Origin of the sequence: Aeromonas sp. R3-1 (assembly GCF_040908345.1) — a bacterium.
Lineage (GTDB): Bacteria > Pseudomonadota > Gammaproteobacteria > Enterobacterales > Aeromonadaceae > Aeromonas > Aeromonas veronii.
The window spans coordinates 13,372-35,833 of record NZ_JBFODN010000281.1 but is presented as its reverse complement, the minus strand read 5'-3'; the positions used below and the strand labels follow the sequence as shown (position 1 = coordinate 35,833).

Below are 22,462 nucleotides of genomic sequence, written 5' to 3'. Positions count from 1 at the left end.
ACCAGACATTGAAAATCAAAAATTGTTTTTGATGTTCGATGCTGTGAGTGCCCACACAGATTGCTTGATTCAAATTGTTAAAGAGCGTCACGCTTATCGCGCTGAGGAGGCGCATATTACGCTTCTCACTTCGAAAGTCAAGCGATTGTTTTCGCTTTTTTTTCGGCACCCACTTCGCTAGGAAGCTGGCTCATCAGTCCGGCGTGTTCCGCCGTGCTGGTAGGGGCGCATTATAGGGAGCCGCGCCGGGATGACAAGGGCTTTTTGCAAAAATGCGTTCGTTTGCTGAAAAAGCGAACTAAACGCTCCAAAACAACCCCTTGGCATCTCTCTTACGCCGCTTTTTTGCTCAATTCTTCGCTTTGTGTCCGGATATAGTTGACCCAGCTGGTTGCCTTCTGCTGCCAGTTATCCTGCTGCTGCAGCTCTCGGGCCAGTTCCAGCGCCTGGGCATACTGCTCCTTATTAAGGTGTGCCTGCACCAGCAACGCTTTGGCGCGATTGCCTTGCTCGCCTTTTACCGACTTGATGGCGGCGAGCTGGGTCATGGCAGCATCAGTCTTGCCCTGTTGCAGCAGCAGTTCGGCGGCGCGCATGGCGCCTTTGGGCTGACCGTGCTGGTTGGCGAGCAGCTGCCAGCTATCGACCGCTTGTGACCACTCCCGGGCACCTTCCCACAATTGGGCAAGCAGTTGGCGGTTTTCAGCACTTTGCTTCATCTGTCCCTTGGCCATGGCCGCTTCCAGCAGACGGGCACCACGATAAGGCAGCCCTTGCCAGGCATAGAGACGGATCAGCTGATTGCGGGCTGACGCGTCATCCATCAGTTTTCTGTCGATAGCTGTTTGCAACAGAGCCAACGCCTGATCGCCACGTTTGGCGGAGAGGTTGAGCGATACCGCCTGTTGCCACCATTTGCTCTCTTTGGGTTCGTGGCTGATCAACTCGGCCGCCTGATCGGCAGCCACGCCATAACGTTGCTGAGCGGTGAGGGCGGAGAGACGAATGATGGCGGCCTGCTTCTGCCAACCCTTCTTCAACAACTGTTCGCTCTGGCTGGCAGCGTCACCGTACTGTTTGTTGTGGTAATAGAGGCCGGCCAGACGCAGGCGCAGCCCATCGTCTTGTTTGAGTGCCAGTGCCGCCTTGTAGCTGGCGATGGCGCCAGACCAGTTGGATTGCTGGGCCTGAATATCGCCGCGCAGTCGCAACAGCTGGAGCTGTTGCTGCTCGGGCCACTCTTTATAGGCAAGAGCCTGTTCGACATAACGGCTCGCCTGGGCGGTCTGTTGCAGATTGGCCGCCAGCGAGGCTTGCAACTGCGCCAGCCAGGCACGCTCGGCATCGCTATTTGGCTTGAGGCCGGACGCCTTGCTCTGGGCTTGTTGCCACTGACCGGACTGATAGAGCTTCATCACGGGTTCAAGCTGACGGGAGAAGTGAGGGCTGACCTCCATCGCCAGACAGGCTTGGCCGACCAGGGCCAGCAGACAGATCCAGATCCGCAACATAGTTATGACTCCAGTTTGAATTTGAGCGTGATGACTTGCACCAGCTTGTCGGTAGCGCCCGGTCTCGGCTGATAGCGCCACTTGTTGATCGCCTGAATGGCCGCCCGCTCGAACTGACGCTTGGGCTTGGCCTCGACCACTTCCACATCCTGCACGCCACCTTCGGCATTCACGCTAAAGCGCAGGGTGACGAATCCTTCGATCCCTGACTGCTGGGCACGATAGGGGTAGACCGGCTCGATCCGTTGCAGCGGCATCAGCATGTCACCTGCGCCGATACCCGCTCCCTGCTGCTGGCCGTGGTAGTTGCCACTCAATACCGGTGCGGTACTGGTCGCCACGCCGGGGGCATAGACCTGTACAGCGCTGAGGCTGGAGACCAGATCCAGACTCGGCTCAACGGCCGCCAAGGGGGCCGCGGCAGGCATCGGCATCGGCAGCGGTGTCGAGGCCAATGCAGCGGGAGGCTCTGGCAGAGGCTCGGGTTCCTGCGGTACCGGACGCTCGCGCACCTGCACCTCGGTCACCTCGTTCTGCATATTGATGACGATGGGCTTCTGCTCGCTCGCCACCTTTTCGCCTCGGGGCGGTTCAACCAGGGTGGCCATGAACAGCAGGATACCCAGACTGAGGGCAATCCCCAGCCCCAGGCTCATCAGCTTGTATTTCATTTTGGCGCCACCGCCACGGCGATATTGGCGATACCCGCCGCCTTGGCCTCATCCATCACCCGCACCACCTTGCCGTGGGGCACCCGCTCATCGGCCTGGATCACCAGACTGGCATCGGGCTGCTCCGCCAGCAGGCGGGCGATGGTGGCCTGTACCCGCTCCACATCGATCTGCTTGCGGTCGAGGAAGATCTGACCCTGAGCCCCAATCGCCAGCATGATGCTGGAGGATTTCTGCGCCTTGGCCTGACTGGCCTGGGGCCTGTGCACCTCGAGCCCGGCTTCGCGCACAAAGGAGGTGGTGACAATAAAGAAGATCAGCATGATGAACACGATATCCAGCATGGGGGTCATGTCGATCTGCACTTCGTCACGCTGGCGTTTGGATTGCCGTCTCATTGCATTACCTTCTCTTCTCGCAGGCCGTCCCGGGTCTTGGCCAGCGCACGCTTGGCCTGACTCTCGAGCCGACTGAGTAACAACACGCCGGAGAGCGCCACCACCATGCCCGCCATGGTGGGGATGGTAGCGCGGGAGATCCCGCCCGCCATGCTCTCCGGGTTAAAGCGGTTGGCCGCGGCCAACGCATCGAATACGCCGATCATGCCGGTCACAGTGCCCAGCAACCCCAGCATGGGACAGAGCACCACCAGGGTGCGGATGAAGATCAGATGACGGTTCAATTCCAGCTCCGCCTGTGCCAGCCAGCGACTGCGGATCGCCCGGGCGTGCCAACTGTGGCGCTCGCTGCGGGCCTGCCAGCGGCCGAGCAGCTGTTGCTGCAAGGGGCCAAAACCCAGATTGAGGTAGAGCAGCCGCTCGATCATCAAAATCCACATCAGCACCAGCAGGGCCAGAATGACCCAGAGCACCGGACCGCCACGGCCCATGAAGCTCTGCAGCTGTTGCCAGATGTCGAGCATCATGCTGCTCGCTCCATCCCGCCGTTATTGCTCTCGGCGCGCTCGGCCAGAATGCCGGCTACCTGCTGCTCCAGTACATTGGAAAGCTCGGTGAAGCGTGATTGCAGCAGGCTGTGGGCCAGGATCAGCGGAATGGCCGCAACCAGACCCTGTACCGTGGTGACCAGCGCCATGGAGATGCCGCCCGCCATGATCTTGGGATCGCCGGTGCCAAACTGGGTGATGGCCTGGAAGGTGCCGATCATCCCGGTTACGGTACCGAGCAGACCCAGCATGGGGGCGATGGCCGCGATCACCTTGACCATGCCGATACCGCGCTCCATGCGAGGAGTCTCCTGCAGGATCGCCTCATCAAGACGCAGCTCGAGGGTCTCCATGCTCAGCTCGGGGTGTTTGTCTGCCACCGTCAGCACCCGGCCGAGGGCGTTGTCGGCGTGATACTCGCCGCTCTTGAGCTGGCGGCGCACCAGAGTCAGTTCGCGGGAGAGGCTCCACAGCCGTACCGCAGCGATACCCAAACCGATGGCGGCCAACAGCACGATAATGGCGCCGACCTGACCACCTTGTTGTACCTGCTGCCAGAAGGTGGGCGCTTGCGCCAGCATCGCCAGCAGAGTGCCATGAGAAGGATCCAGCGGCAGCGCTTCCCCTTCCTGACCTTGATAAGCCGCAACGGCAGAGAGCACGCTACCGGGCAGACCCAGTACCGGGCTCAGGCCTTCGGCGGTCGGTTGCAGGAAGCCTTCGCTCCCCAGCAGGGCAAAACTGCCAACCCGGGTCAGCGACTGCTCGCTGGCAGCCCCCTGGGCATCGAGCACCTTGCCGTTGAACCGGGCAATCCGGCCAGATTCGCGGATCTCCTGCAGCAGCGTGGCGGGCAGCAGGGCGAGGGCGGCGCGATCCGGCACCTGTTTATCCTGTGCCATGGCTTTCAGCGGGGCGAGACGTTCCGGGTACTGGCCCTCGACGGCGGATTCGCTCAGCAGCTTGACCGCATCGCTGGCGCCCTGACGGGTGACCGCGAAGATCTCGTTCATATCGCCGGAGGCTTGCTCCCACTGTGCGTTAAGCTCGACCAGCTGCTTCTCGTTGCTGGCGAACTTGCCGGCCAGCTCCTTGCTCAGGCGCTGGGCCTCAGCCAGTCTGGCGCGGGCAGTGCCGAGCTCCTTGGTAACGGTCGCCAGATCTTGCTGAGCCTGCTGTTCACGAGCCTGTTCCTGCTGCTGCCACTCATCAGCGACAGCGGCATTGGCACCGCAGGAGAGGGCAATAAGGAGGGGGAACCACTTCATGGTGACTCTCATGATTGGGCCTCCTGACTGCGGCTGACAGAGAGGGGGACATTGAGCAACTGGGGAACTTTCTTGTCGGCGGCCACATCCATCGCCTCGGCGATAGGGGAGAGCCACTGGCTGTCGAGGGCTTGCCACTGCTTAGACTCGGCAGACCAGCGCCATGCCTGACTGCGATCGGCCGTCATTGCCAGCAGGGAGACCCGACCCAGCGCCAGCACATCGACCCGACGCGGAGCACCATCCAGCTCCAGCTCGGCGGAATAGCTGTCCATCCGGCTGCCGTATTCGGCTTCAATCTGATAGGCCTGCAGCAGCTGACGGAATTTCTCTGCCTCGCTAACGTCTGCACGGGCCAGGGTCGCTTTCAACTGTTCAACCCGCGCCAGCCGATCTTCCTTGCGCAGCGGGATGTCGTTTTGCACCAGCTGTTCCAGATCTGCCTGCATCTGCAACATCAGCGGAATCAAGCCCTGACGGGTCTCTTGCACCGCTTCCAGCTGCTGGCTCAATTTACCCAGCTCATTTTGCTGATCGGCCACCAGAGATTGCATGTAGCGGTTGTAGGCTTCGAGGTCGCGTAGTTGAAGCTGGGCATTTTGCAGCTCCAGTCGTGCGGCAACGGCGGCATCGGCGGCTTTTTCCACCCGCTGCTGGGAGGCTTTCCCGGCAGCTATGCTGTTCTTGAGGGCGGGAGCAACCAGCTCATCCCCGATGGCAGCAAAGTGGACTGACAGTGGCAGCAGGGCCACACCCCATAATTTGTTCATTGAAATACATCTTACTAATGATAACTATTATCATTATCTCAAATGCAGGGCGGACTGGCAACGAGAGGATTTTCTTGGCCTTTATGCACAAAAACAGGATAATTTTTAAGCACGCACGGAATAAGTGGCTCCAATAGCCACCGCACAAATATAAATAACGATAAAAAATCTTTTCGATCAGTGTGATAGAGATCGAAAAAGGAGAAAGTAATGCTCAACGATGCGATCTGGGAACATATCGACAAGTTCACCAAGGCAACAAAAACCAGCGACATCCAGCAACTGCTGGAGCGCTTCAGTCATCAAATGGGCTTCGATTACTTTCGGCTGCTGATTATTTTCCCCATCAGCATGCAAAAATCCCACGTGGCACTGTTCAACAACTGTCCGACCACCTGGTTTGACGCCTACAGCGAAAACCAGTATCTGACCCAGGATCCGGTGGTCTATCTGGGGCTAAAACAGACCCAGCCGATCTTCTGGAACAAGCTCGACTGCGATTCGCCCTGGCTGCCCAGCGCCAGCCGCGACGTGATGAACCTGGCCGCCGATTTCGGGGTACGCAATGGCGTCTCCTTTCCGCTGCACACCCCGCAGGGGGAGCACGGCATCCTCTCATTCATCACCAAGGAGAAATCCAACTCCGATCTGATGTTTGAAAATGTTCCGCTGCTGTCGTTCTGCGCCAGCTACATCTTCAACTCCGCACTGCAACTAATCAAAAGCAGACCGGATATGATGAAGTACCTGACCGAACTGTCGGATCGGGAGAAGGAGTGCCTGTTCTGGGCTAGCGAGGGCAAGACCTCCTGGGAGATCGCCACCATCCTCGGCATCAGTGAGCGGACGGTCAACTTTCACCTGACCCAGGTGACCAACAAGACCGACTCAAAGAACCGCAGTCAGGCCATCGCCAAAGGGATCACCAGCGGCATCATAGTGCCCTCCCTCGACGAGGTCACCATCACCAACCTGCGGCTGTCGTAACTCCTCAGCCGAAACAAAAAGAGCCGCAATTGCGGCTCTTTTTCATGTCAGAGAGTGACTTACTCAACGGTCACCGATTTTGCCAGGTTGCGCGGCTGGTCGACGTCAGTCCCCTTGATCAGGGCGACGTGGTAGGAGAGCAGCTGCAGCGGTACGGTATAGACGATGGGGGCGATCACCTCTTCCACATGGTTGAGGTTCATGACCCGCATGGTCTCGTCGCTCTTGAAGCCGGTATCGGCATCGGCGAACACGTAAAGGATACCGCCACGGGCGCGCACCTCTTCCACGTTGGACTTGAGCTTCTCCAGCAGATCGTTGTTCGGCGCCACCACAATGATGGGCATTTCGGCATCGATCAGCGCCAGCGGGCCGTGCTTCAGTTCGCCAGCGGCATAGGCTTCGGCGTGGATGTAGGAGATCTCTTTGAGCTTGAGCGCCCCTTCCATGGCGATGGGGTACTGGCTGCCACGGCCGAGGAACAGGCTGTGCTGCTTGTCGGCAAACTCTTCGGCCAGGGTTTCGATATCCTTGGCCAGCGCTAGGCTCTCTTTAATACGCAGCGGCAGGGCTTGCAGCGCCTTGACCAGTTCGGCTTCGGCGGCCGCGCTCAGATGGCCACGGCAGTGACCGACCGAGGCCACCAGCATCAGCAGGCCAGCCAGCTGGGTGGTGAACGCCTTGGTGGAGGCTACGCCGATCTCGGCACCGGCACGGGTCATAAAGGCCAGATCCGATTCACGCACCAGCGAGGAGCCCGGCACGTTGCAGATAGCCAGCGAGCTCATGTAGCCGGATTCCTTGGCCAGACGCAGCGCCGCCAGGGTATCGGCAGTCTCGCCGCTCTGGGAGAGGGTCACCAGCAGGCTGTTGGGACGCACTACCGATTTGCGATAGCGGAACTCGGAGGCGATCTCTACATCGCAGGAGACGCCAGCGATCTCTTCGAACCAGTAGCGAGCTACCATGCCGGAGTGATAGGAGGTGCCGCAGGCGACGATCTGTACGTGCTCGACCTTGTCAAAGATGGCGCGCGCGCCGTTACCGAACGATTCGACCACCACGTGATCGCTGCCCAGACGCCCTTCCAGGGTGTTGGTGATCGCTTTGGGTTGCTCGTGGATCTCTTTGAGCATGTAGTGACGGTATTCGCCCTTGTCACCGGCATCGTGGGAGAGTTCGGACTCCTGCTCTTCACGCACCACGGCGTTACCGTTGGTATCGAAGATATGCACATCGCGGCGGGTCACTTCGGCCACATCACCCTCTTCCAGGAAGATGAAGCGACGGGTCACCGGCAGCAGCGCCATCTGGTCGGAGGCGATAAAGTTCTCGCCGATACCGCGGCCGATCACCAGCGGTGAACCGGAGCGGGCCACCACCACGCGGCTGTCGTCGCGGCTGTCCATCACCACGGTACCGTAGGCACCGCGCAGCTGCTTCACCGCAGTCTGCATGGCGGCCAGCAGGCTACCGGCGCTCTTCAGCTCATGATGGACCAGATGGGCAATCACCTCGGTATCGGTGTCGGAGCTGAACACATAGCCCAGCGCCTTCAACTCTTCCCGCAGCTCTTCGTGGTTCTCGATGATGCCGTTGTGCACCACCACGATATGCTCGGAGACGTGAGGGTGGGCGTTGCGCTCGGAGGGCTCGCCGTGAGTGGCCCAGCGGGTATGGGCGATGCCGGTACCGCCGTGAACGGACTGCTCGTCGAGCGCCTTGGCCAGCTCGGCCACCTTGCCCAGACGGCGAACCCGCTGCAACGGCTGGTTGGCGCTGAACACGGCCACACCGGCTGAGTCATAACCGCGGTACTCCAGACGGCGCAGGCCCTCTACCAGAATTTCAGCCACATCACGTTGGGCAACAGCCCCGACGATGCCACACATACACTTCTCCTTGAGATGCAAATCGTAAAGTCAGTTGGATGGTTCAGAGCTCGATGTCAGCAAGTGACCGGGGCGCAGATAAGCGTCACCCCCTGGGCTTGAATCTGTTCTCTGGCCTCGCTGGCCAGCCCCTCGTCGGTCACCAAGGTATGGATGCTCGACCAGGGAAGTTCGAGATTGGGGATCTTGCGGCCGATCTTTTCCGATTCGACCATCACAATGACCTCCCGCGATACCTCGGCCATGACCCGCGACAGGCCCACCAGCTCGTTGAAGGTGGTGGTGCCACGCTCCGGGTCGATGCCGTCAGCACCGATAAAGAGCTGGTCGAAGTCGTAGGAGCGCAACACCTGTTCCGCCACCTGCCCCTGGAAGGATTCGGAGTGAGGGTCCCAAGTGCCACCGGTCATTAACAGGGTAGGCTCATTTTCCAGCTCGCGCAGGGCACCGGCCACATTGAGGGAGTTGGTCATCACGATGAGGCCGCGCTTGTTGCCCAGCATGGGGATCATGGCGCTGGTGGTGCTGCCGCTGTCGATGATGACGCGGTTGTGATCACGCAGCCGCTCGGCCGCCGCACGGGCAATAGCTAACTTTCGGTTCGAAACTTGTTCAGGGTTGACCTCGACCACCATCTCGTTTGGCAAGGGAACGGCACCACCGTAACGGCGCAGCAGCAGACCGCCGGTTTCCAGTACCGCCAGATCTTTACGGATGGTCACTTCGGAGGTAGAAAAGTGTTTGGCAAGGGCGTCGACGCTCACTTCACCCTGCTCTTGTACCAGGGTCACTATGGTGTGGCGGCGTTGTTGAGTATTACGTTTGGTCATTTTTAAGTTTCGATTCGAAAGAACATCGAAATATTAGCCCCTTTTTCGGAAAAATAAAACAGCAAATAGGATCCGATTTGGTTCGATGCCAGAATGGGGTGCCAATTTGCGACGAGGATGCCATGCAAAAGAGAGTCATCTGGCTGGTGGAGGATGAGGCCAGCATCGCCGACACCCTGATTTACGCCCTGCAGACCGACGGGTTCGAGGTGGAGTGGTTCATGCTGGGCCAACAGTTGCTGACACGACTGGAACAGACGCGACCCGACTTCCTGATCCTCGATGTGGGGCTGCCCGACATCAGCGGCTTCGAACTCTGCAAGCAGGTGAGGGCGCTGACCGATATTCCCCTGATGTTCCTCACCGCCCGCAGCGAGGAGATAGACCGGCTGATCGGGCTGGAGATCGGTGCCGACGACTATGTGGCCAAACCCTTCTCGCCACGGGAAGTGTGTGCCCGGGTGCGGGTCATCCTGCGCCGCAGCCAGCCCGTCGCCCCCCAGCCCAGCGCCCTGCTGGTACTGGATGAGGAGCGGGCCCGCATTCACTTTCGCGGCCAGCCGCTGGCCCTCACCCGCTACGAATATCTGCTGCTCAAGACCCTGATGCTGGCGCCGGGGCGGGTCTACTCCCGCCAGCAGCTGATGGATCTGGTGTGGCAGGATGCGGAGGAGAGTCTGGATCGCACCGTCGATACCCACATCAAGACCATCCGCGCCAAGCTGCGCGAACATGATCCAGAAGCCAACCTGATCCTCACCCATCGCGGGCTGGGCTACAGCCTGGAGCTGGCATGAGGCTCGGACTGCAACTGCTGTGCGGCCTGCTGCTGATCTTCGCGCTGGCCGCCTGGTTCGTGCTGGAAATCTTCGTCGAGGAGATAAAACCCGGGGTGCGCAGCGCCACCGAGGATACTCTGGTAGACATGACCCAGCTGCTGGCACCGCTGGCGCTCGATGATCTGAAAGAGGGCAATATGATGAACGGGCGGCTGGCCAGCGCCTTCGCCCGCCTCAACCAGAATCCCATCAATGCGATGATCGATGGCCACCTCAAGCAGCAGGCGGAGTACCGCATCTATGTCACTGACCGGCAAGGCATGGTGATTTACGACTCCGACGGTACAGATCTGGGCAAGGACTATTCCCGCTGGAACGATGTCTACCGCACTCTGCGCGGCCAGTATGGCGCCCGCAGCACCCGCACCGATCCCGACGATGCCGCCAGCTCGACCATGTATGTGGCGGCACCGCTGCGTGAAGGGGCCGAGATCATCGGCTCCCTCACCGTCGCCAAACCCAACCGCACCCTGATGCCTGCCATCGAACGGGGGGAACAGGAGCTGCTGCGGGCCGGCGGCCAGATGCTGCTTATCTCGCTGCTGATCGGCAGCCTGCTGGTGTGGTGGCTAAACCGCGCCATCGGCAAGCTGGTGCACTATGCCGACTCGGTCAGCAAGGGGGAGGCGGCACCGCTGCCGCAGTTGCACACCGTCGAGCTGGATCGGCTCGGCCGCTCACTGGAGACCATGCGCCACCAGCTCGATGGCAAAAGCTACATCGAAGCCTATGTTCACAGCCTGACCCACGAGCTGAAGAGCCCGCTGGCCGCCATTCGCGGGGCAGGGGAGATTTTGGCCGAAACGCCGCCCCCCGAAATTGCCAAACGCTTTATCGGCAACATCAATCTGGAAACCGCCCGCATGCAGCAGCTGATCGAGCGAATGCTGCAACTCGCGCGGCTGGAGTCGGGGCAGGGGCTGGATCGCCAGTCGGTGGAACCGGCAAAACTGGGCAAGCGCACCCTCGACGCCCGCCAGATCATTGCCCAGCGCCGTCAGGTCGAGTTGATGGCCGAGCTGGCCAGCGCGCCGAAACAGAAGTGGGATCCGCTGCTGGTGGAGCAGGCCATCGGCAACCTGCTGGATAATGCCATCGACTTCTCTCCCGCCTACGGGCTGGTCACCCTGAGCGGCAGCCAGCAGGAGGAGGGCTACTGTTTTCGGGTCACCGACTGCGGCCCCGGCATTCCCGACTACGCCCTGCCGCGCATCTTCGAGCGCTTCTACTCCCTGCCGCGCCCGGACAAGGGCAAGAGCAGTGGTCTGGGGCTCAGCTTCGCCCATGAGGTAGCCCACCAGCATGGCGGTCGTCTGACCCTGAGCAACCGGCCAGAGGGAGGCGCGCTGGCGGAACTCTGGCTGCCATTCACCTAGTCCCCCCTGCAACTTCACATTCCCCACACAAAGCGGCATTAGACTGCCGCTTTCTCTCATCCATTTGCTCAAGGAAATGCTATGTCCCGCCTGCTTCTCTCCAGCCTGCTGGCTGCCGGTCTGCTCGCAGCCCTGCCTGCCTCCGCCGCCAGCGGCTGCTTTCTCTATGCTGACGGCAACGGCCAGACCCTCTCCAGTGAAGGGGACTGCTCCAGCCAGCTGCCGCCAGCGTCCACCTTCAAGATCCCGTTGGCGCTGATGGGTTACGACAGTGGCTATCTGGTGGATGAAGAGCATCCGGCACTGCCTTACAAACCGAGCTATGACGGCTGGCTGCCCGCCTGGCGTGAAACCACCACCCCGCGCCGCTGGGAAACCTACTCGGTGGTCTGGTTCTCCCAGCAGATCACCGAATGGCTGGGGATGGAGCGCTTCCAGCAATATGTCGACCGCTTCGACTACGGCAACCGGGATCTCTCCGGCAATCCGGGCAAACATGACGGCCTGACCCAGGCCTGGCTCAGCTCCAGCCTCGCCATCAGTCCGGAGGAGCAGGCTCGCTTCCTCGGCAAGATGCTGAGCGGCAAGCTGCCGGTCTCGGCGCAGACCCTGCAGTACACCGCCAATATCCTCAAGGTGAGCGAGATCGACGGCTGGCAGATCCACGGCAAAACCGGCATGGGCTACCCGAAAAAGCTGGATGGCAGCCTCAACCGCGATCAGCAGATCGGCTGGTTCGTCGGCTGGGCCAGCAAACCGGGCAAGCAGCTGATCTTCGTCCATACCGTGGTGCAAAAGCCCGGCAAGCAGTTCGCCTCCCTCAAAGCGAAAGAAGAGGTGCTGGCCGCCCTGCCTGCACGACTTAAAAAGCAGTGAGCTCGCTTCCCGCCAGATAAACCCCGATAACCACGGTCAGCCCACCAGCGATGGGCTGACCGCCATTCGTAAACGAGACAAACATGAAATTATTTCTATTGCTGATCTGGCTTCCGGCCAGCATGGCGCTGGCTGCCTGTGATCTCTCCGACCGCCTGACACGGCAGGGAGAAGTCATCCATGATCGGCTAAACCACCTCGAATGGCAGGCGTGCAGTCTGGGCAGCCAGTGGCAGGAGGGGAAAGGGTGCGTGGGCACACCGGCCCTGCTGACGCTGCTTGAAGCCAAAGATGAAGCAGCCCGCCTTGGCGAGGGGTGGCGACTCCCCACCATCGAGGAGCTCTTCACCCTGCTCGACGAAAATTGCCGGATGCCGATGACAGACCCCAACTTCTTTCCGGACATCCATGACAACGGGGAAAATGCAGCCCCCTACTGGACCTCCAGCTCCATTGAGGAGATGCCGGAACTGGTCTATTACATCGACTTTATGCACGGACTCATCGACGGCCATACCGATCGTTTCGCTCAAGCCGCTCGGTTGGTGCGCTCCCGCCCCTGAACAATCCCACGGCGCCTGATGGCGCCGTTTTTCAACAGTTCACAGCCACTTCACACAAGCCCATCACCACTTCACGCCGGACTGACAGACTCGCTCCATCCAACAAGGAGACGTGTCATGGTCAAACAGATATTCACCCACAAGATATTTCTGCTGCTGTTGCTCAGCTTTCTGCTGATGGTACCAGTGCAATCCATCATGGAGCTCAACCGGGAGCGTCAGGCTTACCGCAATCAGGCCATTCACAGCATCATGGCCAGCAGCAGCGACCCGCAACGACTGATGGGGCCCATTATCGTGCAGCCCTATACCCGTTCGGTGACGGTCGAGCAGGAGGGCAAGCGCTTCGTCCGTCAGGAGCAGATCTACCGCTACCTGCTGCCGGAGCAACTGGATATCAGGGCCAACATGGAAGTCACCCCGCGCAAGCTGGGCATCTATCAGGCGCAGGTCTACCAGACCCGGCTCTCCCTCTCGGGCCGCCTGCCAACCCGGCAGAGTCTGCTGAATGACGCGACCTCACCGCTCGGTGAAACGGCCGAGCTGGTGGCGGGCAAACCCTACCTGAGCCTGGTGCTCTCCGATGCCCGCGGTATCAACAGCGTCCCCGAGCTGCAGCTCGGCACACAGCGGATCCCGTTTGCCCCCGGCGCCCGCCTCGGTGATGCGCTCGCGGGTATCCATGCCCCGATCGACAGCCTGCCGCAGCAGGATGGCACCTTCCATCTGGAGCTCAATCTACAGGGGATGAACGCCCTCGACATAGTCCCGCTGGGCAAGGAGAGCACCCTGCAGCTGGCGGGCAACTGGCCCCACCCCAACTTTATCGGTGACTTTCTGCCGGGCAGTCGCACCCTGAGCCCACAAGGGTTTGAGGCCAACTGGCAAACCAGCTGGTTCGCCAGCGACATGGAGACCCGCTTCAACCGGATGATGAACGGTGGCGATAGTCATCTCTCCACCTTCAGCGTCAGTCTGGTGCAGCCGGTGGATCACTATCAGCTCAACGAACGGGCGGCCAAATATGCCCTGCTCTTCATCGGCCTCACCTTTATCAGCTTCTTCATGTTCGAGCTGCTCAAGGGGTTGAGGGTTCACCCGATCCAGTACGCGCTGGTAGGCATGGGGCTGGCTATCTTCTATCTGGTGCTGCTGGCCCTGACCGAGCACCTCGGCTTTGGCTGGGCCTATCTGGTAGCCGCGCTGGCCAGCGTGCTGCTCAACGGCTTCTACCTCAGTCATGTGCTGGGTGGCCCGAAGCAGGGGATCGGCTTTGCTGCGCTGCTCGGGCTGGTATATGCCATCCTCTACAGCCTGCTGCAGGCCGAAGAGATCGCCCTGCTGCTCGGTGCCGTGCTGTTGTTCGCCACTCTGGCGCTGATCATGCTGCTGACCCGCAAGCTCGACTGGTATCAGGTGATGGATTACAGCACACCCGCCACCACATGGACGGCCCCCCAGCCATCGACCAGTGACCCCAGCCATCAGTCATAAGCCAAAAAAAACCGGCGCCATCAGGCGCCGGTTCTATTTTATTGATCGGGCATCACTTCTTCTTGACCGGGCGAGCCCAGTTTTTGATGTGACGCTGGGGCACCCGGGTGATCACCAGCTCGTTCTCGGCCACATCCTTGGTGATGGTGGAACCCGCCCCCAGAGTCGCCCCCTTGCCGATGCGCACTGGCGCCACCAGCTGGGTATCAGAACCGACGAACACGTCATCCTCTATGATGGTCTGGAACTTGTTCACGCCGTCGTAATTGCAGGTGATGGTACCGGCACCGATATTCACTTTGGCACCCACCTCGGCATCCCCCAGATAGGTGAGGTGGCCACACTTGGAACCAACCCCCAGACGAGCCTTCTTCATCTCGACGAAGTTGCCGACGTGGGCATCCTGCTCCAGCACGGCACCCGGGCGCAGACGGGCAAACGGGCCGACCGAGCACTGATCCGCCACCTGAGCCCCTTCAACGATGGAGTAGGGCTTCACTTCGGTGTGATCGCCAATGACGCAATCCTTCAGCACGACACCGGCACCGATACGCACATGATTGCCCAAGACGACCTTGCCTTCGATGATGACGTTGACGTCGATCACCACCTCTTCACCGATCTCGAGAGTACCGCGCAGATCGAAGCGAGCCGGATCGATCAGGGTGACACCGGCGATCATCAGCTTCTCGGCCTGCATCTGCTGATAGCTACGCTCAAGAGCAGCCAGCTGCACCCGGTTGTTGGCCCCTTCCACCTCGGCAGCATGATCCGGATGTACCGCTGCAATCGGACAGCCATCGCCGTGCGCCATGGCGATCACGTCGGTCAGATAGAACTCGCCCTGAGCATTCTTGTTGTCCAGACGGGAGAGCCAGCTGCGCAGCTGACCACCGTTGGCCACCAGCACGCCGGTGTTCACCTCTCGGATCGCCAGCTGTTCGGCGTTGGCATCCTTCTGCTCGACGATGCCGACTACCTGACCATTTTCACGGACGATACGGCCATAACCGGTGGGGTTGTCCAGTACCACGGTCAGCAGTGCCATCCCGTTTTCAGCCTTGGCAGCAAGCAGTCGCTGCAGGGTCTCTGGCTGGATCAGCGGGGTATCGCCGTACAGCACCAGCACATCGTCTTCATCCTTCCAGAACGGGATAGCTTGGGCGACGGCGTGACCGGTCCCCAGCTGTTGCGCCTGCAGCACCCAGTTCACATCGGCCGCCACGATCCGCTCTTTCAGCAGTTCGGCACCGTGGCCATAGACCAGATGCAGCTGCTCGGCACCGACCTGACGTGCAGTATCGATCACATGGGAAACCATGGGTTTGTTGGCTACCGGGTGGAGAACCTTGGGCAGGGAAGAGCGCATGCGGGTACCTTTACCCGCCGCCAGGATCACGACGTTGAGGGACATAAATTGGCCTTTGGAACATGAAAAATACTCGGCGGAGTCTATCCAACGGGTAAAAAAAAAGCGACCCGAAGGTCGCTTTTTACATCACCGTTATTAGCGGTAATTCTTTTTGACGATATCGATGACTCGCAGTTGAGCCATCGCCTTGGCCAGCTCGGTGGCGGCCTGGGCGTAGTCGATATCACCATGGGAGCTGTGGATCCGCTCTTCGGCTGCGCGCTTGGCTTCCTGGGCTTTCGCCTCATCCAAGTCGTCAGCACGAATCGCGGTGTCCGCCAGCACGGTCACGGATTCAGGTTGTACTTCCAGCATACCGCCGGAGATGTACAGCACCTCTTCAGTTCCGTTCTGCTTCACCAAGCGGACCAGGCCCGGCTTGATGGCAGTCAGCAACGGAGCATGACCGTGGCGGAGACCCAACTCACCTTCGGAGCCTGATACCTGAGCGGATTGCACGCGACCGGAAAAAAGTTTTCCTTCGGCACTCACCACGTCCAGGTGAAAGGAGATCATCTCTGCCATGGGCCCTCCTGTCGAGGCTTACAGTTTCTTGGATTTCTCAACGACTTCGTCGATACCGCCAACCATGTAGAACGCCTGCTCGGGCAGATCGTCATACTCGCCTTTCAGGATGCCCTGGAAACCACGAATGGTCTCTTTCAGCGGCACGTATTTACCCGGAGAACCGGTAAACACTTCTGCTACGAAGAACGGCTGGGACAGGAAACGCTCGATCTTACGGGCACGGGCTACGGTCAGTTTGTCTTCTTCTGACAGTTCATCCATACCCAGGATGGCGATGATGTCCTTCAGCTCTTTGTAGCGCTGCAGTACGGTCTGAACGCCACGAGCGGTCTCGTAGTGCTCTTTGCCAACCACCAGCGGATCCAGCTGACGAGAGGTCGAGTCCAGCGGGTCAACGGCCGGGTAGATACCCAGTGCCGCGATTTGACGGGACAGTACGACGGTCGCATCCAGGTGGGCGAAGGTGGTCGCCGGAGACGGGTCGGTCAAGTCATCCGCAGGCACGTAAACGGCCTGTACGGAGGTGATGGAACCGGTCTTGGTGGAGGTGATACGTTCTTGCAGAACACCCATCTCCTCGGCCAGGGTCGGCTGGTAACCTACTGCGGAAGGCATACGGCCCAGCAGTGCGGATACTTCGGTACCGGCCAGGGTGTAACGGTAGATGTTGTCCACGAAGAACAGCACGTCACGACCCTCGTCACGGAACTTCTCGGCCATGGTCAGGCCGGTCAGCGCAACACGCAGACGGTTTCCGGGCGGCTCGTTCATCTGACCGTAAACCAGAGATACTTTGTCCAGTACGTTGGACTCCATCATCTCGTGGTAGAAGTCGTTACCCTCACGAGTACGCTCACCTACACCGGCGAACACAGAGTAACCACTGTGCTCGATCGCGATGTTACGGATCAGCTCCATCATGTTTACGGTTTTGCCTACACCTGCACCACCGAACAGACCAACTTTACCACCCTTGGCGAACGGGCATACCAGGTCGATAACCTTGATGCCAGTCTCCAGCAGATCGTTGCTGTTGGACTGATCTTCGTAGCTGGGGGCAGCGCGGTGGATAGACCAGCACTCTTCTTCACCGATCGGACCTTTTTCGTCGATTGGCTCGCCCAGTACGTTCATGATCCGACCCAGAGTCGCAGTACCGACCGGAACCTGGATGGATTTACCGCTATTCACTACTTCCAACCCACGACGCAGACCGTCGGAGGAGCCCATGGTGATGCAACGAACGACGCCGCCACCGATCTGTTGCTGAACTTCCAGCACCAGACCCTGGCCTTGACCTTCGCTAACGACCTTCAGTGCATCGTACACCTGGGGCACGGCATTCTGCGGGAACTCGATGTCCACCACAGCGCCGATGATTTGGACGATGAAACCGTTACTCATGTCAAATCCTCTAAACCTTTGATAACCCTTGCCTTACACCGCAGCAGCACCGGATACGATCTCTGTCAGCTCCTGGGTAATACTGGCCTGACGGGCCTTGTTGTATACCAGTTGCAGATCGTTAATCAGGTTACCGGCGTTGTCAGTCGCGGCTTGCATGGCAACCATTCGGGCTGCCTGTTCACTTGCCAAGTTTTCCACTACACCCTGGTAAACCTGAGATTCGACATAGCGAACCAGCAGGGTATCCAGCAGCTTCTTGGGATCCGGCTCATAGAGGTAATCCCAGTGGTGTTTCTTGGCGAGCTTGCTGTCTTCAGTTACGGGCAAAGGCAGCAGTTGATCGACCCGTGGTTGCTGCACCATGGTGTTGACGAACTTGTTGTACACCAGATACAGCTTGTCAATCTCACCGTTGTCGTAAGCCTTCAGCATGACCTTGACTGAACCAATCAGGTCATTGACGCTCGGACTATCGCCCAGTCCTGCGACATGAGCTTTAACCTTGGCGCCGTGCCGTTCAAAGAAGTTGGAGGCCTTGTTACCGATCAGTGCCAGGTCAACCTTGGCACCTTTCGCGCTCCATTGCTTCATATCATTGAGGGCAGCCTTGAACAGGTTAATGTTCAGACCACCACACAGGCCACGGTCGGTGGAGACGACGATGTAACCCACTCGCTTGACCTCACGTTCGATGAGGTAGGGGTGCTTGTATTCCAAGTTCCCCTGAGCGATATGGCCGATCACCTTGCGCATGGTTTCAGCGTACGGACGGCTGGCAGACATGCGTTCCTGCGCACGGCGCATTTTGCTTGCTGCCACCATTTCCATAGCGCCGGTGATCTTCTGAGTGTTTTTCACACTCCCGATCTTGTTACGTATCTCTTTTGCGCCGGCCATCTCTTACTCTCCATCAAGTGGCAGCTCACGCTGCCACACACGCTTACCAGGTCTGGGTTGCTTTGAAGCTATCCAGCAACGCAGTCAGCTTGCCAACGATCGCGTCGTTGTAGTCGGCTTTGGCATTGATTTCAGCCATCAGCTCGGCATGCTGGGTATTGGCGTAAGAGAGCAGAGCGGCTTCGAAGTCGACGATCTTGTTCAGCTCGACATCGGAGAGATAGCCTTTCTCGGCGGCGAACAACACCAGAGACTGGTGAGCCACGCTCAGCGGAGAGTACTGCTTCTGCTTCATCAGCTCGGTCACTTTCACACCGTGATCCAGCTGCTTGCGAGTCGCCTCGTCCAGATCGGAAGAGAACTGGGCGAATGCCGCCAGTTCGCGATACTGGGCCAGCGCGGTACGGATACCACCGGACAGCTTCTTGACGATCTTGGTCTGAGCAGCACCACCTACACGGGATACGGAGATACCCGGGTCAACCGCCGGACGAATACCGGAGTTGAACAGCTGTGAAGTCAGGAAGATCTGACCATCGGTGATGGAGATCACGTTGGTCGGAACGAACGCAGATACGTCACCCGCCTGGGTTTCGATGATTGGCAGTGCGGTCAAAGAACCGGTTTTGCCTTTCACTTCACCCTTGGTGAACTTCTCTACGTACTCGGCGTTAACGCGAGCTGCACGCTCCAGCAAACGGGAGTGCAGATAGAAAACGTCACCCGGGTAAGCTTCACGTCCTGGCGGACGGCGCAGCAGCAGGGAGATCTGGCGATAAGCTACGGCCTGCTTGGACAGGTCATCATAGATGATCAGCGCGTCTTCACCGCGGTCACGGAAGTACTCACCCATGGAGCAACCGGCATACGGAGCTAGGTACTGCAGGGCAGCAGCTTCGGAGGCAGAGGCAACAACCACAATGGTGTTGGCCAGGGCGCCGTGCTCTTCCAGCTTGCGCACCACGTTGGCGATGGTGGAGGCCTTCTGGCCAATCGCAACGTAAACACACTTAATGCCGGAATCTTTCTGGTTGATGATGGTGTCGATCGCGATGGCGGTCTTACCAACCTGACGGTCACCGATGATCAGCTCACGCTGGCCACGACCGATTGGGATCATGGCATCGATGGCTTTCAGACCGGTCTGGACCGGCTGGTCAACAGACTTACGCTCGATAACGCCCGGTGCGATCACTTCGATCGGCGAGAAGCCGTCGTTGTCGATCGGACCTTTACCGTCGATCGGCTGACCCAGGGTGTTCAACACCCGGCCCAACAGACCACGACCTACCGGCACTTCCAGAATACGGCCAGTACCTTTTACTTTCATTCCTTCTGACAGACCGTCATAGGAACCCATAATCACCGCACCGACGGAGTCACGCTCCAGGTTCAATGCCAGAGCGTAGCGGTTGCCCGGCAGCTCGATCATCTCACCCTGCATGGCATCAGCCAGGCCGTGAATACGAATGATACCGTCGCTCACAGAGACGATAGTACCTTCGTTACGCGCTTCGCTCTTTACATCAAACTGCGCAATGCGCTGCTTGATCAGCTCGGCGATTTCAGTGGAATTCAGTTGCATGCTCTAATACCCCAATCAAGATTGCAGCGCGTCAGCCATGCGATCCAGCTTACCGCGGACTGTGCCGTCGATTACCAGATCACCGGCCTTGATGAGCACCCCGGCCATCAAGGACGCATCGATGCTGCAATTCAGCTTCACTTTGCGCGCGAGACGTTGTTCCAGAGAAGCCTGAATATTGGCTTTCTGCTGGTCGGTCAGTTCGATCGCCGAAATCACGTCAGCCTGAACCTCTTTATCCAGTTCAGCTTTGAACGCTACAAATTCAGCAACGACCGCCGGCAGCACACCCAAGCGACCATTCTCGGCCATCACCCGGATCAGGTTCTGGCCATGCACGTCGAGTTGCTCACCGCAGACACCGACAAACAGCGTTGCCAGCTCTTCGGCGGCCACAGAGCCGTTTACCAGGTTGTGCATGGTCTCGTTTTCCACTACTTGCGCAGCGAAACCGAGCATACCCAGCCACTGGTCAACCGCCTTGTGCTCAACGGCAAACTCGAAAGCAGCCTTGGCGTAGGGGCGAGCGATTGTAGTCAGTTCAGACATAGCCCCGTTCCCGTTACAGTTCTGCTACCAGTTTGTCGACGATGTCGCTGTTGGCAGCCTGGTCGATTTGACGCGCCAGGATCTTCTCTGCACCAGCAATGGCAAGAGCAGCAACCTGCTTACGCAGTTCTTCTTTGGCACGATGACGTTCAGCTTCGATCTCGGCACGGCCCTGAGCCAGGATTTTTTCCCGCTCAGACTGGGCACCAGCGGCAGCTTCATCAATGATCTGGGCTTTACGTTTGTTAGCCTGTTCAATGATTTCAGCAGCCTGCAGCTTGGCTTCTTTCAGCTGATCGGTGGCGTTGGCCTTGGCCAAATCCAGATCTTTCTTGGCACGCTCGGCAGAAGATAGACCGTCAGCAATAGCTTTCTGACGGGCTTCGATGGCAGCAATCAGCGGCGGCCATACGTACTTCATGCAAAACACTACGAAGAAGAAAAAAGCAATTGCTTGGCCGAGGAGGGTGGCATTGATATTCACAGCCGATGTCCTCTTAAGTTAGTTAATGGGTTATGCCTAGAGAGTCGTAACGACTTAGCCAGCAACCGCAAACATCACGTACAGACCCAGACCAACGGCGATCATCGGGATCGCATCCACCAGACCCATTACGATGAAGAACTGGGTACGCAGAACAGGGATCAGATCCGGTTGACGAGCAGCACCTTCCAGGAACTTGCCACCCAAGATACCGATACCGATGGAAGCGCCGATAGCAGCCAGACCCATCATCATTGCAGCAGCGATGTACAGCAGGTCCATGTTCAAGTTTTCCATGAGGATCTCCAGTTATTTAGATGTAATTGATTGTATAAAAAGGATTATTTGAGTTGCATCAACCATGGTCTTCCTGCGCCATCGACAGATAGACGATGGTCAGAACCATGAAAATGAATGCCTGCAAAGTGATGATCAGGATGTGGAAAATTGCCCAAGGCACGGACAGGATCCACTGTGACCACCAGGGTAACAAACCAGCAATCAGGATAAAGATCAGTTCGCCAGCATACATGTTGCCGAACAGTCGAAGACCCAGAGAAACAGGTTTGGAAATCAGCGTAACAGTTTCCAGGATGAGGTTAACCGGGATGGCCGCCGGGTGGTTGAAAGGCTGAAGCGTCAGCTCCTTCACAAACCCGCCGATACCCTTGACCTTGATGCTGTAATACAGGATCAAGAAGAACACGCCCAAAGCCATGGACATGGTGATGTTAACGTCAGCAGAGGGAACCACACGCAGATAGGGAATACCCATCAATTGTGCAGCGTGAGGGATAAAGTCAACGGGGATCAGATCCATGAAGTTCATCAGGAAGATCCACACAAACACCGTCAGCCCCAAAGGTGCGATGACCTTGTTGCGACCGTGAAAGATGTCTTTGACGTTACCATTCACAAACTCGACCAGCATCTCCACAAAGCACTGCAGCTTACCCGGCACCCCGCTGGTAGCGTTAACGGCTACTTTGCGGAACAGCAGGATAAACAGGGCGCCTAGCACGACGGAAAATACCATTGAGTCGATATTGACCGTCCAGAACCCGGACCCGACTTGAAGGTGGGTCAGGTGGTGGGAGATATATCCCTGAGGAGTCAGGACTTCTCCGGTTGCAGACATGAGTTTTCCTAATAGTGGTTGTTAAGCGTGAATGAAACCATCCACTGTACAACGAGGGCGAGGATATAAGTGGCGAAAAACGAGACGGTAACGACCTCGACTTCCGCACCAAACAGCAGGGCGAATAGACCTGTTGTAGAAATGAGCTTAATCCCTGCCCCACCATAAAAGTCCCGCAAAACCAGGCCCACACTCTCGGTTGTCACCTTGCGGCGCAGCACCCAGACAGTAAACAAGGCTTGAGGAACCCAGTACATCCCCCCTCCGTAGAGGGCGGAATAACCGGCGCTGGCACCAGTCAGGTAAAACCAGACGGCACTCATCGCCAGGATCAGGATGAGCTGACAAACGAGCATAACCAAGGCCAGAGTCAAACCTTCCAAGGCTATTTTCTGCTTCACCAACCTACCCCTGAACATTACAGAACTGTAAAAAATCGG

Annotated in this window: 25 protein-coding genes; 7 read left to right on the top strand and 18 right to left on the bottom strand. The window is 58.6% G+C overall.

Going from position 1 to position 22,462, the window contains the following annotated elements; translation table 11 throughout:
* A partial coding sequence (locus tag AB5Y85_RS20230) for a hypothetical protein (RefSeq protein ID WP_368222050.1) occupies positions 1-181 on the top strand: 181 nt, incomplete at its 5' end.
* 151 nt (positions 182-332) lie between these two features.
* On the opposite strand, the gene AB5Y85_RS20225 is transcribed toward AB5Y85_RS20230, so the two are convergent.
* Genes AB5Y85_RS20225 through AB5Y85_RS20200 form a run of 6 tightly spaced genes read right to left on the bottom strand, consistent with a single transcriptional unit; the run spans position 333 to position 5,166 of the window.
* On the bottom strand, positions 333-1,511 hold the full coding sequence (locus AB5Y85_RS20225) for a hypothetical protein (protein WP_101530267.1): 1,179 nt from the start codon (positions 1,509-1,511) through the stop codon (positions 333-335).
* A 2-nt stretch (positions 1,512-1,513) separates the two neighbouring features.
* Complete coding sequence (locus AB5Y85_RS20220; protein WP_101530266.1) at positions 1,514-2,182, bottom strand: energy transducer TonB; 669 nt, start codon at positions 2,180-2,182, stop codon at positions 1,514-1,516.
* Positions 2,179-2,580 (bottom strand): biopolymer transporter ExbD, encoded by a 402-nt coding sequence (locus AB5Y85_RS20215; protein WP_005339369.1) that lies wholly within the window; start codon positions 2,578-2,580, stop codon positions 2,179-2,181. The genes AB5Y85_RS20220 and AB5Y85_RS20215 overlap by 4 nt, the downstream gene beginning before the upstream one ends.
* Positions 2,577-3,107 (bottom strand): MotA/TolQ/ExbB proton channel family protein, encoded by a 531-nt coding sequence (locus AB5Y85_RS20210; RefSeq protein WP_005339367.1) that lies wholly within the window; start codon positions 3,105-3,107, stop codon positions 2,577-2,579. Before AB5Y85_RS20210 ends, AB5Y85_RS20215 begins: the two co-directional genes overlap by 4 nt.
* Positions 3,104-4,408 carry a MotA/TolQ/ExbB proton channel family protein gene (locus AB5Y85_RS20205; protein ID WP_257687335.1) on the bottom strand — a complete coding sequence of 435 codons (1,305 nt, stop codon included), beginning with the start codon at positions 4,406-4,408 and terminating at the stop codon, positions 3,104-3,106. Before AB5Y85_RS20205 ends, AB5Y85_RS20210 begins: the two co-directional genes overlap by 4 nt.
* Positions 4,405-5,166 (bottom strand): DUF3450 domain-containing protein, encoded by a 762-nt coding sequence (locus AB5Y85_RS20200; RefSeq protein ID WP_005339362.1) that lies wholly within the window; start codon positions 5,164-5,166, stop codon positions 4,405-4,407. Before AB5Y85_RS20200 ends, AB5Y85_RS20205 begins: the two co-directional genes overlap by 4 nt.
* A 210-nt stretch (positions 5,167-5,376) precedes the next feature.
* Here AB5Y85_RS20200 and AB5Y85_RS20195 point away from each other — a divergent pair, with 210 nt between their 5' ends.
* Positions 5,377-6,153 (top strand): LuxR family transcriptional regulator, encoded by a 777-nt coding sequence (locus AB5Y85_RS20195; RefSeq protein ID WP_005357256.1) that lies wholly within the window; start codon positions 5,377-5,379, stop codon positions 6,151-6,153.
* 59 nt (positions 6,154-6,212) lie between these two features.
* Here the strand turns inward: AB5Y85_RS20195 and glmS are convergent, their stop codons facing one another.
* Together glmS and AB5Y85_RS20185 are read right to left on the bottom strand one after the other, a co-directional pair.
* Positions 6,213-8,045, bottom strand: coding sequence for a glutamine--fructose-6-phosphate transaminase (isomerizing) (glmS, locus tag AB5Y85_RS20190; RefSeq protein ID WP_005355853.1), 1,833 nt, complete (start codon positions 8,043-8,045; stop codon positions 6,213-6,215).
* A 56-nt stretch (positions 8,046-8,101) separates the two neighbouring features.
* Positions 8,102-8,875 carry a DeoR/GlpR family DNA-binding transcription regulator gene (locus AB5Y85_RS20185; RefSeq protein WP_064335026.1) on the bottom strand — a complete coding sequence of 258 codons (774 nt, stop codon included), beginning with the start codon at positions 8,873-8,875 and terminating at the stop codon, positions 8,102-8,104.
* Positions 8,876-8,997: 122 nt separating this feature from the next.
* Here AB5Y85_RS20185 and blrA point away from each other — a divergent pair, with 122 nt between their 5' ends.
* The 5 genes from blrA to creD all read left to right on the top strand — a co-directional run bounded on the left by blrA (position 8,998) and on the right by creD (position 14,023).
* Positions 8,998-9,672 carry a beta-lactam response regulator transcription factor BlrA gene (gene blrA, locus AB5Y85_RS20180; protein WP_013724228.1) on the top strand — a complete coding sequence of 225 codons (675 nt, stop codon included), beginning with the start codon at positions 8,998-9,000 and terminating at the stop codon, positions 9,670-9,672.
* Positions 9,669-11,090: a beta-lactam sensor histidine kinase BlrB gene (blrB, locus tag AB5Y85_RS20175; protein WP_257687334.1), complete on the top strand. Its 1,422-nt coding sequence runs from the start codon at positions 9,669-9,671 to the stop codon at positions 11,088-11,090. Before blrA ends, blrB begins: the two co-directional genes overlap by 4 nt.
* An 81-nt stretch (positions 11,091-11,171) precedes the next feature.
* Positions 11,172-11,966, top strand: a complete 795-nt coding sequence (gene blaOXA, locus AB5Y85_RS20170) for an OXA-12 family class D beta-lactamase (protein WP_149153887.1) — start codon at positions 11,172-11,174, stop codon at positions 11,964-11,966.
* Between the two features lie 83 nt (positions 11,967-12,049).
* On the top strand, positions 12,050-12,529 hold the full coding sequence (locus tag AB5Y85_RS20165) for a DUF1566 domain-containing protein (protein WP_257687333.1): 480 nt from the start codon (positions 12,050-12,052) through the stop codon (positions 12,527-12,529).
* Between the two features lie 117 nt (positions 12,530-12,646).
* Positions 12,647-14,023, top strand: coding sequence for a cell envelope integrity protein CreD (gene creD, locus AB5Y85_RS20160; protein WP_257687332.1), 1,377 nt, complete (start codon positions 12,647-12,649; stop codon positions 14,021-14,023).
* Positions 14,024-14,075: 52 nt separating this feature from the next.
* Here creD and glmU read toward each other — a convergent pair whose 3' ends face one another.
* The 10 genes from glmU to AB5Y85_RS20110 all read right to left on the bottom strand — a co-directional run bounded on the left by glmU (position 14,076) and on the right by AB5Y85_RS20110 (position 22,441).
* Positions 14,076-15,437, bottom strand: coding sequence for a bifunctional UDP-N-acetylglucosamine diphosphorylase/glucosamine-1-phosphate N-acetyltransferase GlmU (gene glmU, locus AB5Y85_RS20155; protein ID WP_257687331.1), 1,362 nt, complete (start codon positions 15,435-15,437; stop codon positions 14,076-14,078).
* A 93-nt stretch (positions 15,438-15,530) separates the two neighbouring features.
* The gene (locus tag AB5Y85_RS20150) at positions 15,531-15,959 is read right to left on the bottom strand and encodes a F0F1 ATP synthase subunit epsilon (protein ID WP_005339345.1); all 429 of its coding nucleotides are present in this window, start codon (positions 15,957-15,959) and stop codon (positions 15,531-15,533) included.
* 18 nt (positions 15,960-15,977) lie between these two features.
* Positions 15,978-17,366 carry a F0F1 ATP synthase subunit beta gene (gene atpD, locus AB5Y85_RS20145; protein WP_005339344.1) on the bottom strand — a complete coding sequence of 463 codons (1,389 nt, stop codon included), beginning with the start codon at positions 17,364-17,366 and terminating at the stop codon, positions 15,978-15,980.
* Positions 17,367-17,399: 33 nt separating this feature from the next.
* Positions 17,400-18,266 carry a F0F1 ATP synthase subunit gamma gene (gene atpG / locus AB5Y85_RS20140; RefSeq protein WP_005339343.1) on the bottom strand — a complete coding sequence of 289 codons (867 nt, stop codon included), beginning with the start codon at positions 18,264-18,266 and terminating at the stop codon, positions 17,400-17,402.
* Positions 18,267-18,309: 43 nt separating this feature from the next.
* Entirely contained in the window at positions 18,310-19,851 is a 1,542-nt protein-coding gene (gene atpA, locus AB5Y85_RS20135; RefSeq protein WP_005339342.1) for a F0F1 ATP synthase subunit alpha, read from the bottom strand.
* Positions 19,852-19,866: 15 nt separating this feature from the next.
* The gene (gene atpH / locus AB5Y85_RS20130) at positions 19,867-20,400 is read right to left on the bottom strand and encodes a F0F1 ATP synthase subunit delta (RefSeq protein ID WP_005339341.1); all 534 of its coding nucleotides are present in this window, start codon (positions 20,398-20,400) and stop codon (positions 19,867-19,869) included.
* A gap of 13 nt (positions 20,401-20,413) precedes the next feature.
* The gene (atpF, locus tag AB5Y85_RS20125) at positions 20,414-20,884 is read right to left on the bottom strand and encodes a F0F1 ATP synthase subunit B (RefSeq protein ID WP_005339336.1); all 471 of its coding nucleotides are present in this window, start codon (positions 20,882-20,884) and stop codon (positions 20,414-20,416) included.
* Between the two features lie 54 nt (positions 20,885-20,938).
* A complete protein-coding gene (atpE, locus tag AB5Y85_RS20120; protein WP_005307205.1) occupies positions 20,939-21,181 on the bottom strand; it encodes a F0F1 ATP synthase subunit C in 243 nt (80 codons plus the stop codon).
* 58 nt (positions 21,182-21,239) lie between these two features.
* Positions 21,240-22,022: a F0F1 ATP synthase subunit A gene (atpB, locus tag AB5Y85_RS20115; protein WP_005339335.1), complete on the bottom strand. Its 783-nt coding sequence runs from the start codon at positions 22,020-22,022 to the stop codon at positions 21,240-21,242.
* An 8-nt stretch (positions 22,023-22,030) separates the two neighbouring features.
* Positions 22,031-22,441 carry an ATP synthase subunit I gene (locus AB5Y85_RS20110; protein WP_257687330.1) on the bottom strand — a complete coding sequence of 137 codons (411 nt, stop codon included), beginning with the start codon at positions 22,439-22,441 and terminating at the stop codon, positions 22,031-22,033.
* Between the last annotated feature and the right edge of the window lie 21 nt (positions 22,442-22,462).